This window comes from Amycolatopsis heterodermiae (assembly GCF_034929455.1).
GTDB classification, from domain to species: Bacteria; Actinomycetota; Actinomycetes; order Mycobacteriales; family Pseudonocardiaceae; genus Amycolatopsis; species Amycolatopsis heterodermiae.
In genome coordinates this window covers 455380-477294 of the sequence record NZ_JAYFSI010000001.1, presented here as the reverse complement: position 1 = coordinate 477294, position 21915 = coordinate 455380, and the positions used below count along the sequence as shown (strand labels likewise).

Here is a 21915-nt window from a genome sequence, read left to right as displayed (position 1 = left end):
CCTATTCCGCCCGGGATCGATGGGTAAAATCACGGGTCCCGGGCACCCGGGCGGGGAGGTGGTTCGTCAGGTGTCGGCCGGTGAACAACCTCGCGGACCGGGCCGGGAGTTGCATCTCCCGTCCACGGTCCGAGTAGCGGTCCGGGAGGCGATCGTCAATCTCCTCGCCAACGCCGGGCTGGCCGCCGACCGGCCGAGCCGGTCCCTGATGCTGGAATTGATTCACGACAACCTCGGGTTCTCGTTGACGCTTTCGGAACACGCGACCGGGCGGGACCAGCTGATCGACATCGTCAACGCTTGCGCCCGTGCGGATGGCGGGATGCACGCGCTCGATTACGCCGTACGGATGTTGCGGCCGGGCTCTCAGGAATTCGAGCTCCTGCATCGGCTCGTGCACGAACCGCGGATGCACGACCTCCTGCCCGATTCCGAATTGTCGTGGTTGCGTTCCGTGCTGGTCGGATTCACCCCGCACCAGCTCGGCATCCTCGTCCGCCGTGCGGCGAGCCCGGCGACGTGCCCGGCCGCCGAGCCGGGCGACGCCTGGGAGGCGTTCTGCCTGCTGACCGAGCTCAACACTCCCGCGCACGGGCTCCCGCCGGCACTGGCCTTCGTCGAGCTCGTCGCGACGAAGTGCGCGCGCCCGCTCGGTGACGAACTGCGGGAATGGAACACCTGGCAGGCTCGGCGGGTACAGGGCGAGGCGCGGTTGCGGGAACTTCGCACCGAACGCGAGCACAACGGCGGTGGTGAACTCCGCCTGCACCTGGTGATCATGGTGGAACTGGACGGGATCGACCCCGACCGGCACGTGGTTTCCCATTGGCGCCAGGAGGATCCGCAAGAGTGGCCACCCGCCAGAGGCGGCATCACCACCATCCGCGGCGCGGACCTCGAGTACCACGTCGACCAGTTGATCGTCGACGCGGAACGAGCTTGGTCGGAATACCGCGAAGAGGTGGCGCTCGAATTCGTACTGCCGCGAGCGCTCGTGAATCTTCCCGTGCACCGGTGGTGCAAAGAATACGAAACCGGGGATCCCCGGCCGCTGTTCCTCGACTACCCGATCGTCATCCGCTCATTGGAGCGGATGTTCTCCCGGCAGTGGCACCGGGCGTGGCGAATCCGATGGGAGGCGATGAGCGGAAATCCATCGGCTGAACGGGTGTACTACTGCTCGCCGCAGGACACCGCCGGGCACCATCGGCTCGACGCGATACTCAGCGACGGGAAGTGGTTGATGATGGTCCTCGCCGGTCCGCCGCCGACGCGTCCGCGTCCCGACGGGGACGAGCTGGCGACGGGGTTGCGTTCCGGGATTCCCGTGCTGCTCTGGCACCCCGACGCCGCCACCGACGTTCTGCACCAGGTCGTCGCGTGGCTGCTCGACAAAGGTGGGCTCGGTGACCTGCCCGTACGGACCCAGGATTCCCGGCGGGCGGCGTTCCGCGAGGTGACCATTCCCGTCGACCTGCGGATCGCCCGTGATCTGGTCGTCCTGTGGGACGACCCGAGCAGACTGCTTTTCCTGGACGACGGTCCTTACCTGCCGGACGCGATACGGGAGGATTCAGATGAACGCGGTAGAGCATCCTGAGCGGCCGGACTGGTGGATCTACCGCGGCACCGGCCGTCCCCTTCCCGATGCCTCGCTGGCCGACCTGCTGCCACCGCCGCCGCCGTGGCGGGCGTTCAACGGCGGGCCCTTACCGGCCGAGGACGTCGTGCCGCAGGACGAGGGCGAGGCGGACCGGCGGCTGGGTTCCGAGCATCGGCTGCCGTCCCGGCACGTCGACCCGCACGAGATCGACATGGTCAACGCGGCGCTTTACCTGCGACGTCCCCTGCTGGTGACCGGCCGCCCGGGAAGCGGGAAGTCGAGCCTCGCGTACCGGGTCGCGCGGGAGCTGAGGCTGGGCCGCGTGCTGCGGTGGCCGATCACGTCCCACACCACTCTCAAAGGTGGGCTTTACAGCTACGACGCGATCGGCCGCGCCCAGGCGGCCGGTGCGCGCGCCGCCGACCGGCGAGACGGTGACCAGGAGCCGCCGATCGGCGAGTACCTCCGGCTCGGCGAACTCGGGACGGTCTTCCTGCCGCGCCGGCAGCCACGCGTCCTGCTGATCGACGAGCTGGACAAGAGTGAGGCGGATCTGCCCAACGACCTGCTCAGCCTGTTCGAGGACGGCGAGTTCCTGATCCCCGAGCTGGTGCGGATGCGCAGCCGCAGCCGCGAAGTCGACGTCTTCACCGCAGACCCGGACACGACGGCCACGATCCCGGACGGCCGGGTCCGGTGTGCCGCGTTCCCCTTCGTCGTGATCACCAGCAACGGCGACCGCGACTTTCCACCGGCCTTCTTGCGCCGGTGTCTCCGGCTCGAAATCCAGGATCCGGACATCGAACAGCTGGCCGCGATGGTGGCGGCGCACGCGCTCGACCCCAGCGACACCCACCGGTCCCGCATCATCGAAGAGTTCGTCAGCCGCAGTGAGGCCTTCGGCGGGCTGCCGGTCGACAAGCTCCTCGAAGCGGTCTACCTGGCGACTTCGGGCGCCTACCACGAAGAAGGTGAGTCCTGGCCCCGGTTGATGGACGCGATCTGGCGGCAGCTGAACTCCGTGGTGCCGTGAGATGACCGGGGAGCCGTCCGAGCGCCCGCCCCGTGTCGGAGCGTTGTCGTGGAATGAGGTCGCGGACGCGGTTTGGCTCGCGGCGGTGCTCGGGGAGCCCGCGGGCCGGCCGGCCGGCGAACCGGCACCGGAGTCCGGTCCGCCGGAGCCGGAGCCACCGCCCGAGCCGTCACACCCGGATCCCGAGCCGGCTCCGACCGGGGATCCGCCGTCGTCGTCACCGGTCACGGAGCCGGAACCGGCCGCCGGGCATCATCGGCGTCCGGTCTTCGGGGGATTCGCGCGGGACTTCCCAGTGCGCGACGCCCGGTCGAAGGGAAATGGGCGGGCGCCTGGATCGTCGACGATGCGGGGTGGTCCGGACATCCTGCGGGCCCTCCGGCCGTTGAAGCAGCTGCGTCCTTCGTCGTGGGACGACGACGTCCAGTTGGACGAGGAACTGACCGCCGAACGAGCCGTCCAGGACCGTCTCTGGCTCCCGGTGCTGAAGCCGGCCACGACGACCCGCGTCCTGGATCTGACGGTGGTGGTCGACGCCGGGGCGTCGATGGCCCTGTGGCGGCCGGAGGTCAGGTCGTTCCTCAAGCTGGTGCAGCAGCTCGGCGCGTTCCGGACGGTCCGGATCCGGTACCTGGAAACGGAAACCCGGGCGACCGACGGCTCCCTGGCCCCGGTGCTGCGCGGCGGCACCCCGGACGCGCCGCAGCACAGTGTGGCCGAGCTCCTGGACTGGTACGGCGACCGGCTCATGCTCGTCCTGACCGACGGGGTCGGCGAAGCGTGGCGACGTGACCTGGTTTCGCCGCTGCTCGCGCGGTGGAGCGGGGGCATGCCGGTCGCCCTGGTGCACCTGCTGCCCCAGCACATGTGGAAGAAGGCCGGTATCCCCCTGCACCGGGCGTTGCTGACCTCACCCGGCCCGTTCCGGCCGAACCGCCGGTACGGGTTCGACCTGCCGGACGCCTGGATGACCATGGCGGACCCCGAAAAGGCGATCAACGGCGCGGTGCCGATCCCGGTCCTCGAGCTGGGCGGACGGTGGTTCAGCTGGTGGGTGCGGCTCATTTCGCGCTCGGTCACCAAGGCGGTGCCGGGCACGGTACTGCTCGCGCGTGACCAGCCGATGCCCGAGACGGGGGACGACGAAGAGCAGGCCAGGCCACCGACGGCCCAGGAGCGGGTCCGGCGGTTTCTCGGCGCCGCGACGCCGCCGGCGTTCCGGCTCGCGACCCTGCTGGCCGCGGTTCCGGTCAGCCTGCCGATCGCCCGGTTCGTCCGGGCGGAACTCGTGCCCGAGGCCGACACGTCGCACCTCGCCGAAGTGTTCACGAGCGGGCTCCTCGGACCGCAGGCGGACCGTCCCAACCTCACCGGGGACGACGCCGTCTTCGAGTTCCCGGCCTCGGTCCGCGAGGCTCTGCTCACGGCCGGACGGCGCTCGGAGACCGTGCAGGTGGTCGCCGCGACCGGAGAGCGGTTCGGCGAGCAGCACCCCGTTCTGCTGAGGATCGTCGACGCACTCGCCGATCCCGACCGGGCGGACCTGCCGGAAGAAGGCGCGGACATCACCCTCGAGCGCGTGGTGATGCGCGCGCTTTCCGGGCCGTACGCCTGGCGCGCCGAACGGCTGCACGAGCGGGAGCGGGAACTCGCGGCCGCGGAGAGCGGCGCCGCCGAAGAGGACGAAGCCGAGGACGGCGTGGGCCCGCCGGCGATGGCCGATCTCGAAGTCGCGGACGAGCGGCTGGTCGAGAACGTCCGGGAAGAAGCGGCCACATCCCTGCGCCGCGTCCGGCGGATCACCACCGACGCACCGGTGATCTGGGGTGCGGTCCCCGCGCGCAACCCGGAGTTCATCGGCCGCCGGAACTTGCTCGACCGGCTCGGTGCGAGCCTGGATTCGGCCGGCAGCGCGATCTTGCACGGGCCTGGCGGCCTCGGCAAGACCCAGCTCGCGGTCGAGTACATCTACCGGCGGCTCCGCGACCACGACCTCGTGTGGTGGGTGAGTGCGACCCAGGAATCCCAGATCCGGGCGTCCTTGATGGAACTCGCCCGGCAGCTACGCCTGCCGGACGCGGACGAGACGGTGGCCGCGGTACCGGCCGTCCTGAACGCACTCCGCGCCGGCAAGCCGTACCGCCGCTGGCTGATCGTCTTCGACGCGGCCGACGAACCCGAGTTCCTCCTGCCGTTCCTGCCGGTCGGCGGACCGGGACGGATCCTGGTCACCGCACGCGACGCCGCTTCGAACTCCTTCCCGGCGGAGCCGATCGAAGTCGATCGGTTCTCTCGAGCCGAGAGCATCGACCTCCTGCGCCGCCGGGACGGCACGGTCACGATGGCGGACGCCGAGGCTCTAGCGGAGAAGCTGGGTGACCTGCCGATCGCGCTGGCCCAGGCCGCGGCTTGGCGGGCCGAGACCGGGATGCCGGTCGCCGAGTACAGCCGGCTGCTCGACGACAAGACGGCCGAACTCGTCGCGAGTTCCTCACAGGCCTCGGACTACGAGATCTCGGTGGCGGCGGCTTGGAACGTCTCGTTCGACGGGCTCGCCACCCGGAATCCGGCCGCACACCAGCTGCTCCAGGTGTGCGCGTTCTTCGCCGCCGAACCGATTTCCCGCAGCCTGTTCGCCGGCATCCGCGGAGTGACGATCGCTCCGCAGCTGGACACCGTGCTGCGGGATCCGGTCCTGCTGGACCGGACACTGCGGGAAATCAACCGTTGCCGGCTGGCGAAGTTGGACCACCGCAGCGGCACGTTGCTCCTGCACCGGCTCGCGCAGCTGGTGCTCCGGAACACGATGCCCGACGAGACCCGCGCGGTGATGCGGCACGGTGCCCACCTCCTGCTCGGAAATCTTGATCCGAGCGACCCCGAAGCGGCCCGCCAATGGCCGCAGTACCAGCTGGTGCTGCCGCACCTGCAGCACGCCGGGCTGATCGACTGCGACGATCAGTGGGTCCGGCAGTTGGTGCTCAACCTGATGAAATTCCTGTACTTCTCCGGTGACCACACGGGTGCTCTCACCCTTTCCGAAGAAGTTGTCACGGCCTGGACGGAGCGATACGGCGCCGAGGACCCGCAGACGCTGGCGGCGTCGGAGCAACTCGGGTTCGTGCTCTGGGTGCTCGGCCGGTACGAGGCGTCGTCGGAGGTCAGCGCGAGGACGCTGCGGCTCTACCGGCGGACCTTCGGCCCGGAGTCGGAACAGGCGCTGGGCGCCGAAGTGCTGGTGGCGACCGGACTGAAGTCCAGCGGTGACTTCTTTGCCGCCCGTGACCTCAATCGGCAGACCTACGAAAAGGTCCGCTCGTTGTTCGGCGACGATGATCCGACCGCGCTCGAAGCAGCACACGACTTGGTCGTCTCACTCCTGCTGGCCGGCGACTACGAGCAGGCTCGCTGGCTCAGCGAGGAGACCTACGAGCGCCGGTCGGAGATCTTCGGGTACGACAACTGGACGACCATCGGGACACTGAACATCATGATCATCTGCCGACGAGAGCTCGGCGATTACTCGTGGGCGCGCATCGAACAGGAGAAGGTCGTGGAACGGGTGCGCGGCCTGTTCGGCTCGGGCACCGACGGTGTCATCCGTCGCGATTACCACCTCTCGGTGGCCCAACGCAAAGACGGCTACCACGAGGCCGCGCTGAGCCTGTCCGGCAGCGCGCTTGAGCGTTTCCGGCTGAAGTACGGGTCGGACCACCCCAACGTGATGGCCTGTGCGCTCGCCCATTCGATCGACTTACGCAACGCCGGCAAACTCCCGGAGTCGCTTCAGCTGGGTGAACAGGCGCTGTTGCTTTACCGGGGCAGCTTGGGTGACCGGCACCCGCACACACTGGCCGCCGAAGCCGACATCGGCGTCACCCTGCGTCTGCTCGGCGATCCGGCGAACGCGCTGGCCCGGGACGAGCGCGCGCTCTCCGGCCTGCGTGATCGGCTGGGTCCGGCCCACCCGCACGTACTGGCCTGCTCGATCAACACAGCGAACGACTGGTTCGAGCTCGGTGATGTGCAGCGGTCCCTGCGGATGAACACCGACACGCTGGCGCGGTTGCGCCGGGCCCTGCCCGACAGTCACCCCACCACCCTCGCCGCGCGGCTCAACCGGGCCCTGGATCTCGAGCGGCTCGGCCGCGTCCGCGAAGCGTTGAGCCAGCACCGGGACGTGCTCGCCGTCGCCGACCGCGTGCTACGCCCCGGTCATCCCGCGATCACAGCGGCGGAGAACGCTGTTCGAGCGGACTGCGACATCGACCCGATGCCGTTGTAGCTCGGTCAGGCCTGCGCTTCGCCGATCCAGCCGGCCAGCTCGTCGATCGCCGGTGCCTTCCCCGCAGCACGCAACATCCGGTGCACCGCGCGGACCAGTTCCGGCGTACTGAGCAAGGCGCGCGTGGCCGGCCCGGACGGCAGGGAAAGCCCGAGGCCGATCAACGCCGCGGCGTGCTCCGGATCCTGGTCGAGCACGGATCGGTAAGCCGTTCGGGCTTCGTCGTCCAGGCCGGCGATCAGCAGGTGGTCGCCTTCGAGTGCGCCCGGCACCTGCGACCACACCTGCGACAACCTGCGTTCGCCGTCGCGGCGGAGCCGGACACGGATCAGGTCGGCACGGGCGTTCGCCCACTCCCCGTCCGAAACGGTGTCGAGTCGGTCGCTCGGTGCTACTCCCGGGCACAGCTCGCCACGCAGCCAGGCCTGAGCGAGGTCCGCGGTCACGTCCGGCTCGGGACGGATGTGGCGGAGCCGCCAACCGGCGTAGTGGTCCGCGGCCAGCTTCTCCGCCCAGTGCACTGCTTCGGGGGTGCCCGGTTCGGTTTGCCACGGGCCGAAAACGGCGGCGAGTTCGTCCAGGAACCGCCGTCCCGCGTCGGTCAGCGCGGCGTCGTTCCGGATCGATTCGAGGGTCTGCCACGTCTGCGCGCGCCAGTGAGCGAACTCGAAGGCGGCCAACCGGTCTTCCGGATGCGCCCGCGACAGCGCCCGCCAGAAGGCCGAAACACCGAAGAACGCGTAGACCCCGTGCACCAGGCCACCGAGCGGGCGTGGGTCTTCCCGCCACGGGGCGTAGAGCCGTTGTGTGCGGTCGTCGTCGTGCAGCCGCGCCAATTGCAGTAGGCCACCCAGCCGGATGTGCTGGAACTCGTGCACCAGAGCCGCGGCGAGAGTGGCGGGCTCTTCGGCCTCGGGCCCGGCAATGACCGCGCTCCCGAAGGCTTCGCCCGTCGACGCGCTGGGGAGCCGGAACGGAACGGCCGGGTTCGGCACGATCGACGTCAGACCTGCGGGCAGGATTTCCGCGTACTCGGGCAGGTGCTCGACGATCAGCCGCCACGCTTCGCCGAGCAGGTTCCGCCAAGTCGCGGCTTCGTCATCCGTCAGCCGGCCCGGTGGAATCGGGTGGTAGAGGCCGCGATGCGGGTCCAGGTCGTCGAGCCGCAGCGCCAGAACCCTGCCCTCGGCCTCGAAACGGAATTCCCGGAGGGGGCTCCAGGCTGCCGTACCGGGTGTGGCCTGCGAGCGCTCACCGCTGATCGTGAAGGACCCGGCCTCCCCGCGCACTTCGGCGGTTGTGAACCCGCCGCCTTCGGCCAACCGGGCAGCGCCCAGTGTCGGCAGCACGACGATGTCGTCCCAGACCGGCACCAGGATGGCGAACTCCAGGCCCGCGTGGATCGCCGCGGCCGCGGCCAGGGTGTGGAGATAGCCGTAGTGGACCCAGAGCGGGCACTCGCCGGTCAGCCCCTGCTCGATCAGCCGGGTCGTGTACCCCGCCCAGCTCCCCGTGTACGGGTGGGCGATCACCCGCTCCAGCGCGTCCGGCTTGGTTTCCTCAGCCCGGACCAGAAGATCCCAAGCTGTTTCGGCGGAGGCGAGCGGACCTGTCACATCTTCGTCCGCCTCCGCCAGACTGACGAGACCGGACAGCAGAAGCAACCGGCGGCTGCGATCAGCGCTGCGCAGTAAGCTCCCGGTGCTCGTACCACCGGCGCCGACGGCCAGCTTGTCGAAGGTGTCCCAGGAAACCGAGTGCAGGTCCGGAACGGACGTCACATGATTCTTCGTGTGCACCATGAGCTCTCCGGAGCGCTTCAGTCGACGCGTTTGGCGCCTTGGCTGCCGCTCGCGGTCACCGGAATGTGAGCAGTCCGGTCCGCAGCGTGACGAATCGAACGGCGCAGCAGTGCGGGGTCTAGTTTCCGCAGGCCGGACAGGGAGATGGCACTCAGGTCGAGGAGTTCGGATTTGATCCCCGGTTGCCCGTTGCCACCCGGCGATCGCATGACGATATTTCTCCTCGTCCAGCAGTCTCGTTATGGAGGTGGCGCGTAAGTTATCACGCCTCGCGACCACCCATTCGGTGCCGCCTGCCTGTGGCGCAAAGTGGCTGGTGGTCCCGTTGTTCTCCGTTCAGGCCGCGATCGTACCCCTGTTCGATCTGAGTATGTACCGGTATGCCAGGCGCCTGTGACGCTCTGCTATGTCGACATTGCATCCAGGTGTTCGGCGTGTAGTACAAATCGGACTCGAACCGAATTGTCTTTCGAAATTCGGGAAACGCCGAGTGGTGGGCGGCGCTCCTGCATTTCTGCTTGTTCGGAAAATTGCCGATCAGGCGATGCCGAGAATCGTGTGCAGCAGTGCTGTCAGTTCAGCTTCGAAGTGGGGGCGGGCCGCCACCCGGCGGGTGCGGGCCAGGTCGTTTGCGATGGTCAGGGCCGCGTGGACCGTTATCTTCGCCTCCCGTGGGGGGAGCTGAGGCTGCACCGCTGAAAGCAGAGTGACCCACTGGGTGACGTAGTCGCGTTGGATGCGCAGGAGGTCGGCTTTGTCGCGGTCCGGCATCGTCACCCGGTCCGCGGAGAACGACACCAGCAGTTCTGGCGTGTGCAGAATCGTGTGCACATACGAGGCCGCCAGCCTGTGCAGCGCCGAGCGTTCGTCGGTGGCCTGCAGCGCTCGCTCGGCTGCCAGGGCCAGGCGGTCCGCCGCGCGGTGTCCGATTGCCACCATCAGGGCGGCCTTGCTTGGGAAGTGGCGGTAGACGCTCGGGCCCGCGATGCCGGCTGCTGCGCCGATGTCCTCCATGCTCACGTCGTGGAAGCCTCGCTGGGCGAACAGCGCCGTTGCCTCCGCCAGGACCTGCTCTCGGCGGGACGGTGTGCCCAGACGCAACGGCGGCGTGTCCGATTGCGCGGAGACCGGCGTTGGGAGTGTGGTGTTGAGCACACCGAGGGCCAGCTCGACCAGTAACTGAGCGAAGCGGCGGCGGGCCACGGCCGTGTGGTGGACCGACACGCTGCCGAACACCGACAGGGCTGCCCAGCACAGCAGCTCGGCGTCCTCCGCGGGCAGTTCCGGGCGCTGAACGAGCAGCGCCTTCGACCACGACGCCAGCGTCAGCGCCGACCGGCGGGCGATCTCCCGCTGGTCTTCCTTCGGGAGGTGACGGCCTTCCCAGCGCCACAGTGCCGCGATCTCGCGTCGCTCGACCGCCTGGGTTGCCAGCTGGCCCAGCAGGTCTTTCAGCTGGTCGGCAGGCGGAACCGAGTCCGACAGTGCCGAAGCCGTCGCCGCCTCCAGATCCTCGAAACCGCCGAGGACGACGTACGCGAGGATCGCCTGCTTGTCCGCGAAGTGCCGGTACAGCGCCGGGCCGGTGACGCCCGCCGCGTCCGCGATGTCCTTGATGCCGACGCCCGGGAAGCCGCGCGCGCGGAACAGCTCCGCGGCGACCGCGGCCAGCTGGGCCTTGCGGTCGCGCGGTCGCACAGAGCGTACGGAGTCGGTCATGGTTAGTCGACGATAGCGGTTAACGGCACAGAGGCAACTCATTGACACCATGGGGTTATCCGGCGATATGTTAATGGCCATTAGCCCTACTGGCCGGTATCATCGGTCACGGTACGAAGACGTCCCATCCGCTCGCGAGGAGTTGTCAGTGAGTAGCGAGGCCTACATCTACGAGGCGATCCGCACGCCTCGCGGCAAGAACAAGGGCGGTGCCCTCCACGGCACCAAGCCGGTCGACCTGGTGGTCGGCCTGATCGAAGAGCTGAAGGTCCGTCACCCGAACCTCGACCCCGCCGTGATCGACGACGTCGTGCTCGGCGTCGTCTCGCCGGTCGGCGAGCAGGGCGCGGTCATCGCGCGCACCGCCGCGCTGAACGCGGGCCTGCCCGAGACCGTCGCGGGCGTGCAGCTCAACCGCTTCTGCGCCTCCGGCCTGGAAGCCACCAACACCGCCGCGCAGAAGATCCGTTCCGGCTGGGACAACCTGATCATCGCCGGCGGTGTCGAGTCGATGTCGCGCGTGCCGATGGGCTCCGACGGCGGCGCGCTGTTCATGGACCCGGCCACCGCGTACGACAACTACATCGTCCCGCAGGGCACCGGCGCCGACCTGATCGCGACCATCGAGGGCTTCTCGCGCGAGGACGTCGACGCATGGGCCGTCCGCTCGCAGGAGAAGGCCGAGGCGGCCTGGTCCGGCGGCTACTTCGCGAAGTCCGTCGTCCCGGTCAAGGACATCAACGGCGTGACCGTCCTGGACCACGACGAGCACCGCCGTCCCGGCTCCACGGTCGAGGGCCTCGGCAAGCTCAAGCCGGCCTTCGCGGGCATCGGCGAGCTGGGCGGCTTCGACGCCGTCGCGCTGCAGAAGTACCACTCGGTCGAGAAGATCAACCACGTCCACACCGGCGGCAACTCCTCCGGCATCGTCGACGGCGCCGCGCTGGTGCTCGTCGGCTCCGAGCAGATCGGCAAGACCTTCGGGCTGACGCCGCGCGCCCGGATCGTGGCGACCGCGTCGATCGGCTCCGAGCCGACGATCATGCTCACCGGCCCGACCCCGGCCACCGAGAAGGTACTGAAGACCGCGGGCCTCAAGCCCGAGGACATCGACCTGTGGGAGCTCAACGAGGCGTTCGCGTCCGTCGTGCTCAAGTGGATCAAGGACCTGCACCTCGACGAGGAGAAGGTCAACGTCAACGGCGGTGCGATCGCCATGGGCCACCCGCTCGGCGCCACCGGCGCGATGCTGGTCGGCACCGTGGTCGACGAGCTCGAACGCCGCCAGGCGCGCCGCGCCCTGGTGACCCTGTGCATCGGCGGCGGCATGGGCGTCGCCACCATCATCGAGCGGGTGTGAGGACACTAATGGCTGAGAGCAAGACCATCCGCTGGGAGCAGGACGAGGACGGCATCGTCACGCTGACCCTCGACGACCCGAAGCAGTCGGCGAACACGATGAACGCCGACTTCCGCGAGTCGCTCGGCGTGACCGTGGACCGGCTGGAGGCCGAGAAGGACTCCATCACCGGCGTCGTCATCACCTCTGCGAAGAAGACCTTCTTCGCGGGCGGCGACCTGAACGACCTCATCCAGGCGAAGCCCGAGAACGCGGTCGAGTTCACCGAGTCGTCCGGCCTGATGAAGGGCCAGATGCGGCGGATCGAGCAGCTCGGCAAGCCGGTCGTCGCGGCGATCAACGGCGCCGCGCTCGGCGGTGGCCTGGAGATCGCGCTGGCGACGCACCACCGCATCGCGGCCGACGCCAAGGGCAGCCAGATCGGCCTGCCCGAGGTGACGCTGGGCCTGCTGCCCGGCGGCGGTGGCGTCGTGCGCACTGTCCGATTGCTGGGTATCCAGAGCGCACTGTTGAACGTCCTGCTGCAGGGTCAGCGCCACCGTCCGCGCAAGGCGCTGGAGCTGGGCCTGGTGCACGAGGTCGTCGACACCGTCGAGGAGCTCCTCCCCGCCGCGAAGGCGTGGATCAAGGCCAACCCCGAAGGCGGCGTCCAGCCCTGGGACGTCAAGGGTTACAAGATCCCGGGCGGCACGCCGTCCAACCCGAGCTTCGCGGCGAACCTGCCTGCGTTCCCGGCGAACCTGCGCAAGCAGATCAAGGGCGCGAACATGCCGGCGCCGCGGGCGATCCTGGCCGCCGCCATCGAGGGCTCGCAGGTCGACTTCGACACCGCGATCACCATCGAGACGCGCTACTTCATCAGCCTCGCCACCGGCCAGGTCTCGAAGAACATGACGAAGGCGTTCTTCTTCGACCTGCAGACGATCAACTCCGGCGGCTCGCGGCCGGACGGCTTCGAGAAGTACACGGCCAAGAAGGTCGGCGTGCTCGGGGCCGGGATGATGGGTGCCGCGATCGCGTACGTGTCGGCGAAGGCCGGCATCGACGTCGTCCTCAAGGACGTCTCGCTCGAGGCGGCCGAGAAGGGCAAGGGCTACGCGGCCAAGATCGAGCAGAAGGCCCTTTCGCGCGGCAAGACCACGCAGGAGAAGTCGGACGCGCTGCTGGCGAAGATCAAGCCGACCGCCGACCCGGCCGACTTCGCGGGTGTCGACTTCGTGATCGAGGCCGTGTTCGAGAGCGTCGAGCTCAAGCACAAGGTGTTCGGTGAGATCGAGAGCGTCGTCAACGCCGACGCGGTGCTGGGCTCCAACACCTCGACCCTGCCGATCACCACCCTCGCCGAGGGCGTGCAGCGGACCGAGGACTTCATCGGGATCCACTTCTTCTCGCCGGTGGACAAGATGCCGCTGGTCGAGATCATCTGCGGCGAGAAGACGTCGCCGGCGACGCTGGCGAAGGTCTTCGACTACACGCTGCAGATCAAGAAGACCCCGATCGTCGTCAACGACAGCCGCGGCTTCTTCACCTCGCGCGTCATCGGCACGTTCATCAACGAGGCCGTCGCCGCACTGGGCGAGGGCGTCGAGCCGGCGTCGATCGAGCAGGCGGGTTCGCAAGCCGGCTACCCGGCGCCGCCGCTGCAGCTGATGGACGAGCTGACGCTGACCCTGCCGCGCAAGATCCGCAAGGAGACCCGCGAGGCGGTCGAGGCCGCGGGCGGCACCTGGAAGGGGCACGCGTCGGAAGGCGTCATCGACCGGATGGTCGAGGAGTTCGACCGCAAGGGCCGCTCGACGGGCGCGGGCTTCTACGAGTACGGCGAGGACGGCAAGCGCACCGGATTGTGGCCGGGCCTGCGTGACGCCTTCAAGTCCGGTTCCGCCGAGGTCCCGTTCGAGGACCTCAAGGAGCGGATGCTGTTCGCCGAGGCGCTCGAGACGGTCAAGTGCTTCGACGAAGGCGTGCTGACGTCGGTGGCGGACGCCAACATCGGCTCCATCTTCGGCATCGGCTTCCCGGCGTGGACCGGCGGTGTCATCCAGTACATCAACCAGTACGAGGGTGGCCTGCAGGGCTTCGTCGACCGGTCGCGCGAGCTGGCCGCCCGGTACGGCGACCACTTCGAGCCGCCGGCTTCGCTGGTGGAGAAGGCCGCCAAGGGCGAGATCTACGAATAAGAGCTGACGTCGGAGGCCGTCACCGGGAGTCCCTGGTGACGGCCTTCGGCGTTATTCGACGACGAGGTCGACCTCTTTGGCTGCCTCGGCCTCGGTCTTCCAGGTCGTTCCGCGCGCGTGTTGTCCCCGGCGTGGAAGCCGTAGCGTTCATCGCCTTTCTCGACGCCGGTGAACGTTCGTTCACGCGGTGATGTGCGGGCGTGTCCGCCTGTTTGTCCGCTCCAGTTCGCCCCAAGGCCATCGGGCGCGGTTAATCTCCGCCCATGCGCCGTCCTGTCACGGTGGTACTCGCCGCCGTCCTGTTCGCCTCGAGTCTGACAACGATGTCAGCCGCCTCCGGGCTGAGTCCTGCCGACTTCGTCGATCCGCTCATCGGCTCCGCCGGCGACGGCAACACCTACCCCGGCGCCACCGCGCCGTTCGGGATGCTCGCCTGGAGTCCCACCAGCACGCGCGGCGATCAGACGAGCACGGGCGCCGCCAACGGCTACCAGTACGACACCGCCCGGATCCGCGGCCTGAGCCTCACGCACGTCAACGGCGCGGGCTGCAACCCGGGCGCCGCGGGGGACGTGCCGATCCTGCCGTTCGCCGGCGACGTCACCTCCTCGCCGACCGCCGACACCACCGACGCGACCTACGCGAGCAACTTCAGCCACGCCGACGAATCGGCGACCCCGGGCCGCTACAAGCTCGGTCTGCAGAACGGCGTCACGACCGACGTCGCCGCGACCGAACGCACCGCGATCGGCACCCTGCAGTACCCGGCGGGCAAGCCCGCCAGCCTGCTCTTCCGGACGTCGAACTCGCTCAACGGCAGTGAAGACGCCGAGACGCACCTCGACCCGGCGAACCGCAAGGTCACCGGGTCCGTGCTCACCGGCGCGTTCTGCGGGCGCCGCGCGAACGGTGGTGTCAACAACCGCAAGTCCTACTACCGCCTGTACTTCACCGCGCAGTTCGACCAGCCGTTCGCCGGCACCGGGACGTGGAAGGACGCGACGCTCCAGCCGGGCGGTCTCGACCAGACCGGCGGCGAGGGCTACGCGACCGGCGCCGACCGCGCCGGCCGGGGTTCCGGTGGGTACGTCACCTTCGCGCCCGGCAGCAAGGTCACCATGCGGATCGCGATCTCTTACGTCTCCCTCGAAGGTGCGGAGCGCAACCTGCGGGCCGAGCAACCGTCCAAGTCCACTGTGGACAGCGTCGCGACCGCGACGAAGAAGGCGTGGAACACCGAGCTGAGCCGCGTGGACGTCAGCGGCGGCACGGCCAACCAGCAGATCACCTTCTACACCGCGCTCTACCACGGCCTGCAGCAGCCGAACCTCGTGAGCGACGTCGACGGCCAGTACCTCGGGATGGATCAGAAGCCCCACCGCCTTGCCCGGGGCCAGGACGCGCAGTACTCCAACTTCTCCGGCTGGGACCAGTACCGCGCGCAGGTGCAGCTCCTGGCGCTGCTCGAACCCCGCGTCGCCGGGAACTTCGCGCAGTCGCTCTACAACTACGCGCAGCAGAACGACGGCGTCTGGGATCGCTGGGTGCACGTCAACGGCGCGACGCACGTGATGACCGGCGACCCGACGGCCGCGACACTCGCGACGTTCTACGCCATGGGCGTCCGCAACTTCGACTACCGCGGTGCGTTCGACTCGCTCTACAAGCAGGCGACCGTGCCGCGCCCGGAAGGCATGCAGGACGGCGGTTGCCCGGGGCAGTGCGTCGGCCAGCGGCCGAACCTCGCGCAGTACCTGACGTCGCACTACGCGCCCAACGACGTCTGCCACTGCTGGGGCGGCGCCGCGGAGACGCTGGAAGACGCGGTCGCGGACTTCGCAATCGGACATTTCGCAGAGCTGCTGGGCCGCACTCGCGAAGCCGCGGAGCTGCATGCCCGGGGTGCGTACTGGCGCAACGTGTACAACCCGGAGACCGGCTACATGCAGGCCCGCAACGTCGACGGCAGCTGGGTGACGCCGTTCGACCCGGCCAGCGACCGCGGTTTCGCGCAGGGCAGCGCGGCGGCGTACACGTGGATGGTCCCGCAGGACGTCTCCGGCCTCGCCGACGTGATGGGCGGCAAGGCGAACGCCGTCACCCGCCTCGACGGCTTCTTCCACGACGCGAACGGGAACTGGCAGCTCAAGGGCGGCGGCCCGCTCAAGTACGACCCGACGAACGAGCCCGACATCCACGCGCCGTGGCTGTACAACGAGCTCGGCCAGCCGTGGAAGACGCAGGAGACCGTCCGGCAACTGGTGAACTCGGTCTACGGGACCGGGCCGTCGGGCCTGCCCGGCAACGACGACCTCGGCACGATGTCCGCCTGGTACGTCTTCGCCGCACTCGGCATCTACCCGCGCACGCCGGGCTCGGGCGAGCTGCTGCTGTCGAGCCCGCTGTTCCCGAGCGCCGTGATCCGCCCGGAGGCCGGGGCGCCGATCCGGATCACGACGTCGGGCAGCGGCAAGTACATCGCGGACGTCCGGCGTGGCGGACGTCCGCAGCGGGACTGGAAGCTCGACGCGTCCTTCCTGCACACCGGCAGCTCCCTGGATGTCCGATTGTCGGAAACGCCGACCACCTGGGGGAGCTGACCGGCACCTGTCCCCCTGATCGAGTCGGCCGCGGCGCGAGTACTGTCTGGGCATCCTGTCGTACGCACGAGGGAGACCTGGCGACTTGACAGTACCTGTTCACCAGACCATTTTAGTGGTTGACGTAGCAGGCTATAGTGCGGCCGAAAGAACCACGACTGACGTCACCGATTTGAAAAAGGGTCTGCACCACGCATTAAAGACCGCCTTCGATGGTTCCGGCGTGCCCTGGGATCAAGTTCGTGTAGAAGGTTGTGGTGACGGTTATTTCGTGCTCGTTCCCGGCCGGTTCGGCAAATCGGTGTTCGTTGAGCGGTTCCCCGCTTTGCTGGCGGAGGCGGTTCGCGTACACAACGCTCGTCATCGCAGGCAAGCGCACATGCAGCTGCGGATGGCCCTGCACGCGGGCGAGGTTGCCTATGGTGAGCACGGAGTGACCTCGCCCGCGATCAACAAAACCTTTAGCTTGGTCAACGCGCAAGTGCTAAGGAAGGCGCTTGCCGAATCCGGCGGGGTGCTGGCTCTCGCCGTGTCATCCTGGTTCTTCGACGAGGTGGTCCGGCCCAGCGCAATGGCGAATGCCGCGTCCTACCGCCGGGTGCGGACAAGAACGATCTCGGACGTTGCCTGGATAGCGCGCCCGGATGATCCGTACTCGCCGAAGAAGCTACGCGGCACCAGGAAATTGCGATTCTGGTGACAGCAGTGCTGACGGAGGACGAGTTCTCGTCGGCATTGACGAACGGGGCCCGGCGTCCGGAGTGCAGCTCAGGGTTCCAGCGCGACGTGCGGGAGACGGCGGTCCAGCCACTTGGGCAGCCACCACGCCCGCGCGCCGAGCAGGCGCATGATCGCCGGGACGAGCAGGCAGCGGATCACCAGTGCGTCCAGCAGCACCGCCACCGCCAGGCCGAGCCCGAACTGCGCCAGCATCCGCGACGGGTCGAGGAGGAACGCGCCGAACACCAGCACCATGATCGCGCCGGCGGCGGTGATCACGCCGCCGGTCGCGGCCAGGCCTTCGCGCACCGCGATCCGCGCGTTGCCGGTGCGCCGCCACTCTTCGTGCATCCGCGACACGAGGAACACCTCGTAGTCCATGGACAGGCCGAACACGATGGCGAAGATCATCACCGGCACGAACGCCTCGATCGGGCCCGGCTGCGCGCCGAACCAGCCGTCGCCGAACACGAGCGTCATCACGCCCAGCGAGGCGCCGATGCTCAGGAGGTTCAGCAGCGCCGCCTTGAGCGGGATGAGGACCGACCGGAACACGACCATCAGCAGCAACGCCGACAGCCCGACGACCACCAGCACGAACAACGGCAGGCGGTCGGCGACGGCGTCGGCGAAGTCCGTCGCGGCCGCGACCGAACCGCCGACCAGGTAGTGGCCGGGCAGCGACGGCAGGACCTCGGTCCGCAGGCGCGTCACCAGTTCGGCAGTCGCCTCGTCCTGCGGTGACGTCGTCGGGAACGCGAGCACCGTCCGGCCCGTCGGCGGCAGTGCGCGGGCGATCCCGGGAGTCGACGCGAGTCGCTGCTGCAGGGCGACGGGATCACCGTCCTGCGTGACGACGGCGAGAGGTCCGCTGAAGCCCGGGCCGAACCCTTCGGCCATCAGGTCGTACGCCCTGCGCGTCGTCGACCCAGCGGGGTCGGTGCTCGAGTCGGCGAACCCGAGCCGCATGCCCGCGGCCGGGATGGCCAGCCCGACGAGGACGATCAGCCCGATCGCCAGCGGCGCGAGCGGCCGACGCTGGACGCCGTCCGCGAGCCGTCGCCAGGCCCCGCCGTGCTCGCGCTTGGTCGCGTGCTTCCGGATGCCGCGTTCCAGCCGCTTGCCGAACAGGGACAGCAGCGCGGGGAGCAGCGTCACCGACGCGAGCATCGTCATGAGGACGGTGAGCGCGACGGCCAGCGCGACGCCCTGCAGCCCACCGAGCCCGAGGGCGAGCAGGCCGAGCAGCGCGATGATGACCGTCGTCCCGGCGAACAGCACCGAGCGCCCGGCGGTGTCGAGTGCGCGCCGCGCCGCGCTGTCGCGGTCGTAGCCGTCGAGGATCTCGCTGCGGTAGCGGGAGAAGATGAGCAGTGCGTAGTCGACGCCGACGCCGAACCCGACCAGCATCATCAGGGGTGACGTGTAGCTCGCGATGTCGACGTAGTGCGAGACGATCGTGATCGCGCCGAGCGTGCTGCCGACCGCGAACACCGCGGTGATGACCGGCAGGCCCGCCGCGAGCAGCGAGCGGAACAGGAACACGAGCACGACCAGCGCTGCGAGCAAGCCAACGCCCTCTGCGGGCCCGCCGCCCTCCGAGATGCGCTCGATCGGGTCGCCGGCCAACGCCACTTCGACCGGTCCGGCTTGTTTCGCGGCGTCGGCGAACTTGACGATGTCGTCGTACGGAAGGTCGGCCGACGCCGCGTCGAAGGTGACGGTCGCGTAGCCGATCCGGCCGTCGGGCGACAACGTCTCGAAGGGCCCGGTCACCGACCGCACGTGCGGCTGCAATCGGACATTTCCCAGAACTTCTTCGATCGCAGCTCGCTGCGTGGCGAGCCCGTTGTCGGCCTTCAGGACGATCTGCGCCGTTGCTCCGGACTGCGCAGTGTTCTTCAGGAGGTCGACGACCTGCTGCGACTCGGTGCCCGGCAGGGAGTTGTCGTCGTGGAAGGCGCTCCCGGTGAGCCGGGACGTGAACGTGACGGCGAGGAGGACCAGGGCCCAGAGCGCGACGGCGAGCCACCGGTGACGTTGCGCCCAGCCGGCCAGGCGCGCCAGCCGTCCGCCGGAGGTGCGAGTGATGGTGTCCATGGTGGACAAGAATCCGCGAGAACTGCCCTACTCCGCGTCGCGCTCCGGAGGGCACTTCGTGTGCTCCCAGCGGTGTCCCTTAAGGCCTTTCCCGTACTCCCGCGGGTGTACGGCTCAGGGGGTGAGCCAGCGCGGCGTCACCGCGCCGGACTCGTACGCGAGCACGACCAGCTGCGCGCGGTCGTGGGCACCCGTCTTCGTCATGATGCGGCTGACGTGCGTCTTCGCCGTCGCCGGGCTGAGAGCGAGCTCGCGGGCGATCTCGTCGTTCGACAGCCCGGCCGCGACCAGGGACAGCACCTCGCGTTCGCGGTCGGTGAGCCGGTCCAACGCCGGTGACGGCGCCGGGCGGGTGACGCGCGCGGCGAACTCGGAGATCAGCCGCCGCGTGATGGACGGCGCCAGCAGCGCGTCACCACGGGACACGACGCGCACGGCGTGGATCAGCTCCATGGGCTCGGTGTCCTTGACCAGGAACCCGCTCGCGCCCGCGCGCAGTGCGCCGTAGACGTCTTCGTCGAGGTCGAACGTGGTGAGGATGACGACCTTCGTGCCGGCCATCGCCGGGTCCGCGAGGAGGTGCCGCGTGGCGGCCAAGCCGTCGAGGACCGGCATCCGGATGTCCATCAGCACGACGTCCGGGCGGTGGTCGTGCGCGGCCTGCAAGGCCTCGCGCCCGTCGGCGGCCTCGGCGACGACGTCGATGTCGGCTTCGCCGTCCAAAATGGACCGGAAGCCGGCGCGGACGAGCCGCTGGTCGTCGACGAGCAGGACGCGGATCATCGGCCCATCATCGCACCGGAAGCCGGGCGCGAACGCGGTAGCCGCCGCCTTCGCGTGGTGCGGCGGTCACGTCGCCGCCGAGTGCTCGCGCGCGTTCGGTCATGCCGCGGATGCCGTTGCCCGCGGGGGCGGTGCCGCCGCGTCCGTCGTCGTCGATCTGCACGGACAGCTCGGTTTCGCCGTAACCCAATCGGACAACGACGGTCTCCGCGGCGGCGTGCTTCGCGACGTTCGTCAGAGCTTCCTGGACGACCCGGAACGCGGCGTGCTCGACGTCCGGCGGCAGGTCCCGGGCGACACCGTCGATCTCGGTGCGCACGGTCAGCCCGGACGCGCCGGCCGATTCGGCCAGTTCCGCGACGCGGGAGAGTGCGGGTCCGCCGCTCTGGCGCAGCATGCCGAGCGTCGCGCGCAACTCCTGGAGTGCGGTCTTGCTCGCGTCTTTGATCGCCCCGAGCGCTTCCTCCGCCTGCTCCGGGTCACGGCGATGCAGTGCAGCTCCGGCCTGCACGTTGATCAGCGCCAGGTGGTGGCCCAGCGCGTCGTGCAGCTCTCGCGCGATGCGGAGACGTTCGTCAGTCCGCGCTTCGGTTGCTTTGGTGCGCTCGGCCGCAGCGCGGAAATGCACGACCGCACCGCCCGCGACCAGCGCGACGAACCAGCCGGTCATCAGGAAGAACGCGAAGTTGTCGACGTGCCGTCCGGACCGCGAGCTGATCTCACCGACCACGACGCCCGCCATCGCCGCGACGACCAGCAGCGCGGCGCCGCGGATCCGCCCGGCCGCGGCGGCGGTGTAGAGCGTGTAGGCGAAGGCCAGCAGCACCAGCCCGTCCGGATCGGTCAGCGGGTAGTAGAGCGCGCAGCAGACGAGCGCGAACCCGGCGACGGCCAGCGGGTACCGGCTGCGCAGGAACAGCGCGGCGCAGCAGGCGACGGTCAGGATCCAGCCGAGCACGACGTGGTTCCCGGGTTCGGCGGTGTCGCTCAGGACGGCGAACAGTGACCCCGCGAGCACGGCGACGGTGACCGCGAGTTCGGCGGCGTACCGCCGTAACCAGGACATACGGCGAGTCTAGGACGTCGGCTGCCGAGACGGCCGTCCGCGCGGGGCGGGATTTGCCCACAACGCCGCGGATTTCGCCTGCGATTTTCTTTGTAACAAACGATTTCCGGCCACCGACTAGGCGGCATTGGTTCGCTTGGCTAAGGAGTGGTCGTGGGTAAGAAGCTCGGGTTGATCCTGGCGGCAGGCCTGCTGGTCGCGGGCTGTGGTGTCAGTCCGCCCCAGGTCAAGGACACCGGCAACGTCGGCGTCATCGAATCGACGTCGCCGACGTATTCGACGCCCGCGTATTCCGTTCCGATCACGACGCCGGTCACGACCGCGGCGCCCACCACGTCCGAAGTGCCCGTCGCCACGGCGGTTCCGGCCGCCCCGCAGACGACCGCACCCAAGTCCGTCGCGCCCAAGGTCGCCGCGCCGAAGACGACCGCGGCGAAGGCCCAGGCGCCAAAGACCACGGCCAAGCCCGCACCGCAGCCCGCCGCGTGCGGTGCCGACTACTACCGCAACGTCGACGGCAACTGCGTCCACCGGCCCGGCAACAACCCCGCCGGCGCGACAGCCATCTGCAAGGACGGCAGCTACAGCTACAGCCAGAACCACTCCGGCACCTGCTCGGGACACGGCGGAGTGCGCACCTGGCTGTGAGATGTGCGGCATCAAG

The 21915-nt window shown here is 69.1% G+C and carries 13 protein-coding genes; 8 read left to right on the top strand and 5 right to left on the bottom strand.

Features of this window, described 5'->3' with window-relative positions; translation table 11 throughout:
• The first annotated feature begins 70 nt into the window (after positions 1-70).
• The 3 genes from VA596_RS02365 to fxsT are packed head-to-tail and all read left to right on the top strand — an operon-like array spanning position 71 to position 6921.
• Positions 71-1600 (top strand): VMAP-C domain-containing protein, encoded by a 1530-nt coding sequence (locus VA596_RS02365; RefSeq protein WP_323323109.1) that lies wholly within the window; start codon positions 71-73, stop codon positions 1598-1600.
• Positions 1578-2636 carry an AAA family ATPase gene (locus tag VA596_RS02360; protein ID WP_323323107.1) on the top strand — a complete coding sequence of 353 codons (1059 nt, stop codon included), beginning with the start codon at positions 1578-1580 and terminating at the stop codon, positions 2634-2636. The genes VA596_RS02365 and VA596_RS02360 overlap by 23 nt, the downstream gene beginning before the upstream one ends.
• Position 2637: 1 nt before the next feature.
• Entirely contained in the window at positions 2638-6921 is a 4284-nt protein-coding gene (gene fxsT, locus VA596_RS02355; RefSeq protein WP_323323105.1) for an FxSxx-COOH system tetratricopeptide repeat protein, read from the top strand.
• 5 nt (positions 6922-6926) lie between these two features.
• Here fxsT and VA596_RS02350 read toward each other — a convergent pair whose 3' ends face one another.
• Positions 6927-8723: an HEXXH motif domain-containing protein gene (locus VA596_RS02350; protein WP_323323103.1), complete on the bottom strand. Its 1797-nt coding sequence runs from the start codon at positions 8721-8723 to the stop codon at positions 6927-6929.
• A 537-nt stretch (positions 8724-9260) separates the two neighbouring features.
• A complete protein-coding gene (locus VA596_RS02345; RefSeq protein ID WP_323323101.1) occupies positions 9261-10442 on the bottom strand; it encodes a TetR/AcrR family transcriptional regulator in 1182 nt (393 codons plus the stop codon).
• A 148-nt stretch (positions 10443-10590) separates the two neighbouring features.
• Here VA596_RS02345 and VA596_RS02340 point away from each other — a divergent pair, with 148 nt between their 5' ends.
• The 4 genes from VA596_RS02340 to VA596_RS02325 all read left to right on the top strand — a co-directional run bounded on the left by VA596_RS02340 (position 10591) and on the right by VA596_RS02325 (position 17282).
• Entirely contained in the window at positions 10591-11802 is a 1212-nt protein-coding gene (locus tag VA596_RS02340) for an acetyl-CoA C-acetyltransferase (protein ID WP_323323099.1), read from the top strand.
• 8 nt (positions 11803-11810) lie between these two features.
• On the top strand, positions 11811-13982 hold the full coding sequence (locus tag VA596_RS02335) for a 3-hydroxyacyl-CoA dehydrogenase NAD-binding domain-containing protein (protein WP_323323096.1): 2172 nt from the start codon (positions 11811-11813) through the stop codon (positions 13980-13982).
• Positions 13983-14245: 263 nt separating this feature from the next.
• On the top strand, positions 14246-16582 hold the full coding sequence (locus VA596_RS02330; RefSeq protein ID WP_323323094.1) for a GH92 family glycosyl hydrolase: 2337 nt from the start codon (positions 14246-14248) through the stop codon (positions 16580-16582).
• Between the two features lie 85 nt (positions 16583-16667).
• Positions 16668-17282 carry a hypothetical protein gene (locus VA596_RS02325; protein WP_323323092.1) on the top strand — a complete coding sequence of 205 codons (615 nt, stop codon included), beginning with the start codon at positions 16668-16670 and terminating at the stop codon, positions 17280-17282.
• 68 nt (positions 17283-17350) lie between these two features.
• Here the strand turns inward: VA596_RS02325 and VA596_RS02320 are convergent, their stop codons facing one another.
• The 3 genes from VA596_RS02320 to VA596_RS02310 form a co-directional block, all read right to left on the bottom strand.
• On the bottom strand, positions 17351-19402 hold the full coding sequence (locus tag VA596_RS02320) for an MMPL family transporter (protein ID WP_323323090.1): 2052 nt from the start codon (positions 19400-19402) through the stop codon (positions 17351-17353).
• A gap of 114 nt (positions 19403-19516) precedes the next feature.
• The gene (locus VA596_RS02315; RefSeq protein WP_323323088.1) at positions 19517-20185 is read right to left on the bottom strand and encodes a response regulator transcription factor; all 669 of its coding nucleotides are present in this window, start codon (positions 20183-20185) and stop codon (positions 19517-19519) included.
• Between the two features lie 7 nt (positions 20186-20192).
• Positions 20193-21251: a sensor histidine kinase gene (locus VA596_RS02310; protein WP_323323086.1), complete on the bottom strand. Its 1059-nt coding sequence runs from the start codon at positions 21249-21251 to the stop codon at positions 20193-20195.
• A gap of 153 nt (positions 21252-21404) precedes the next feature.
• Between VA596_RS02310 and VA596_RS02305 the strand changes: the two genes are divergently transcribed.
• Entirely contained in the window at positions 21405-21899 is a 495-nt protein-coding gene (locus tag VA596_RS02305) for a DUF3761 domain-containing protein (RefSeq protein WP_323323084.1), read from the top strand.
• Positions 21900-21915: the final 16 nt, after the last annotated feature.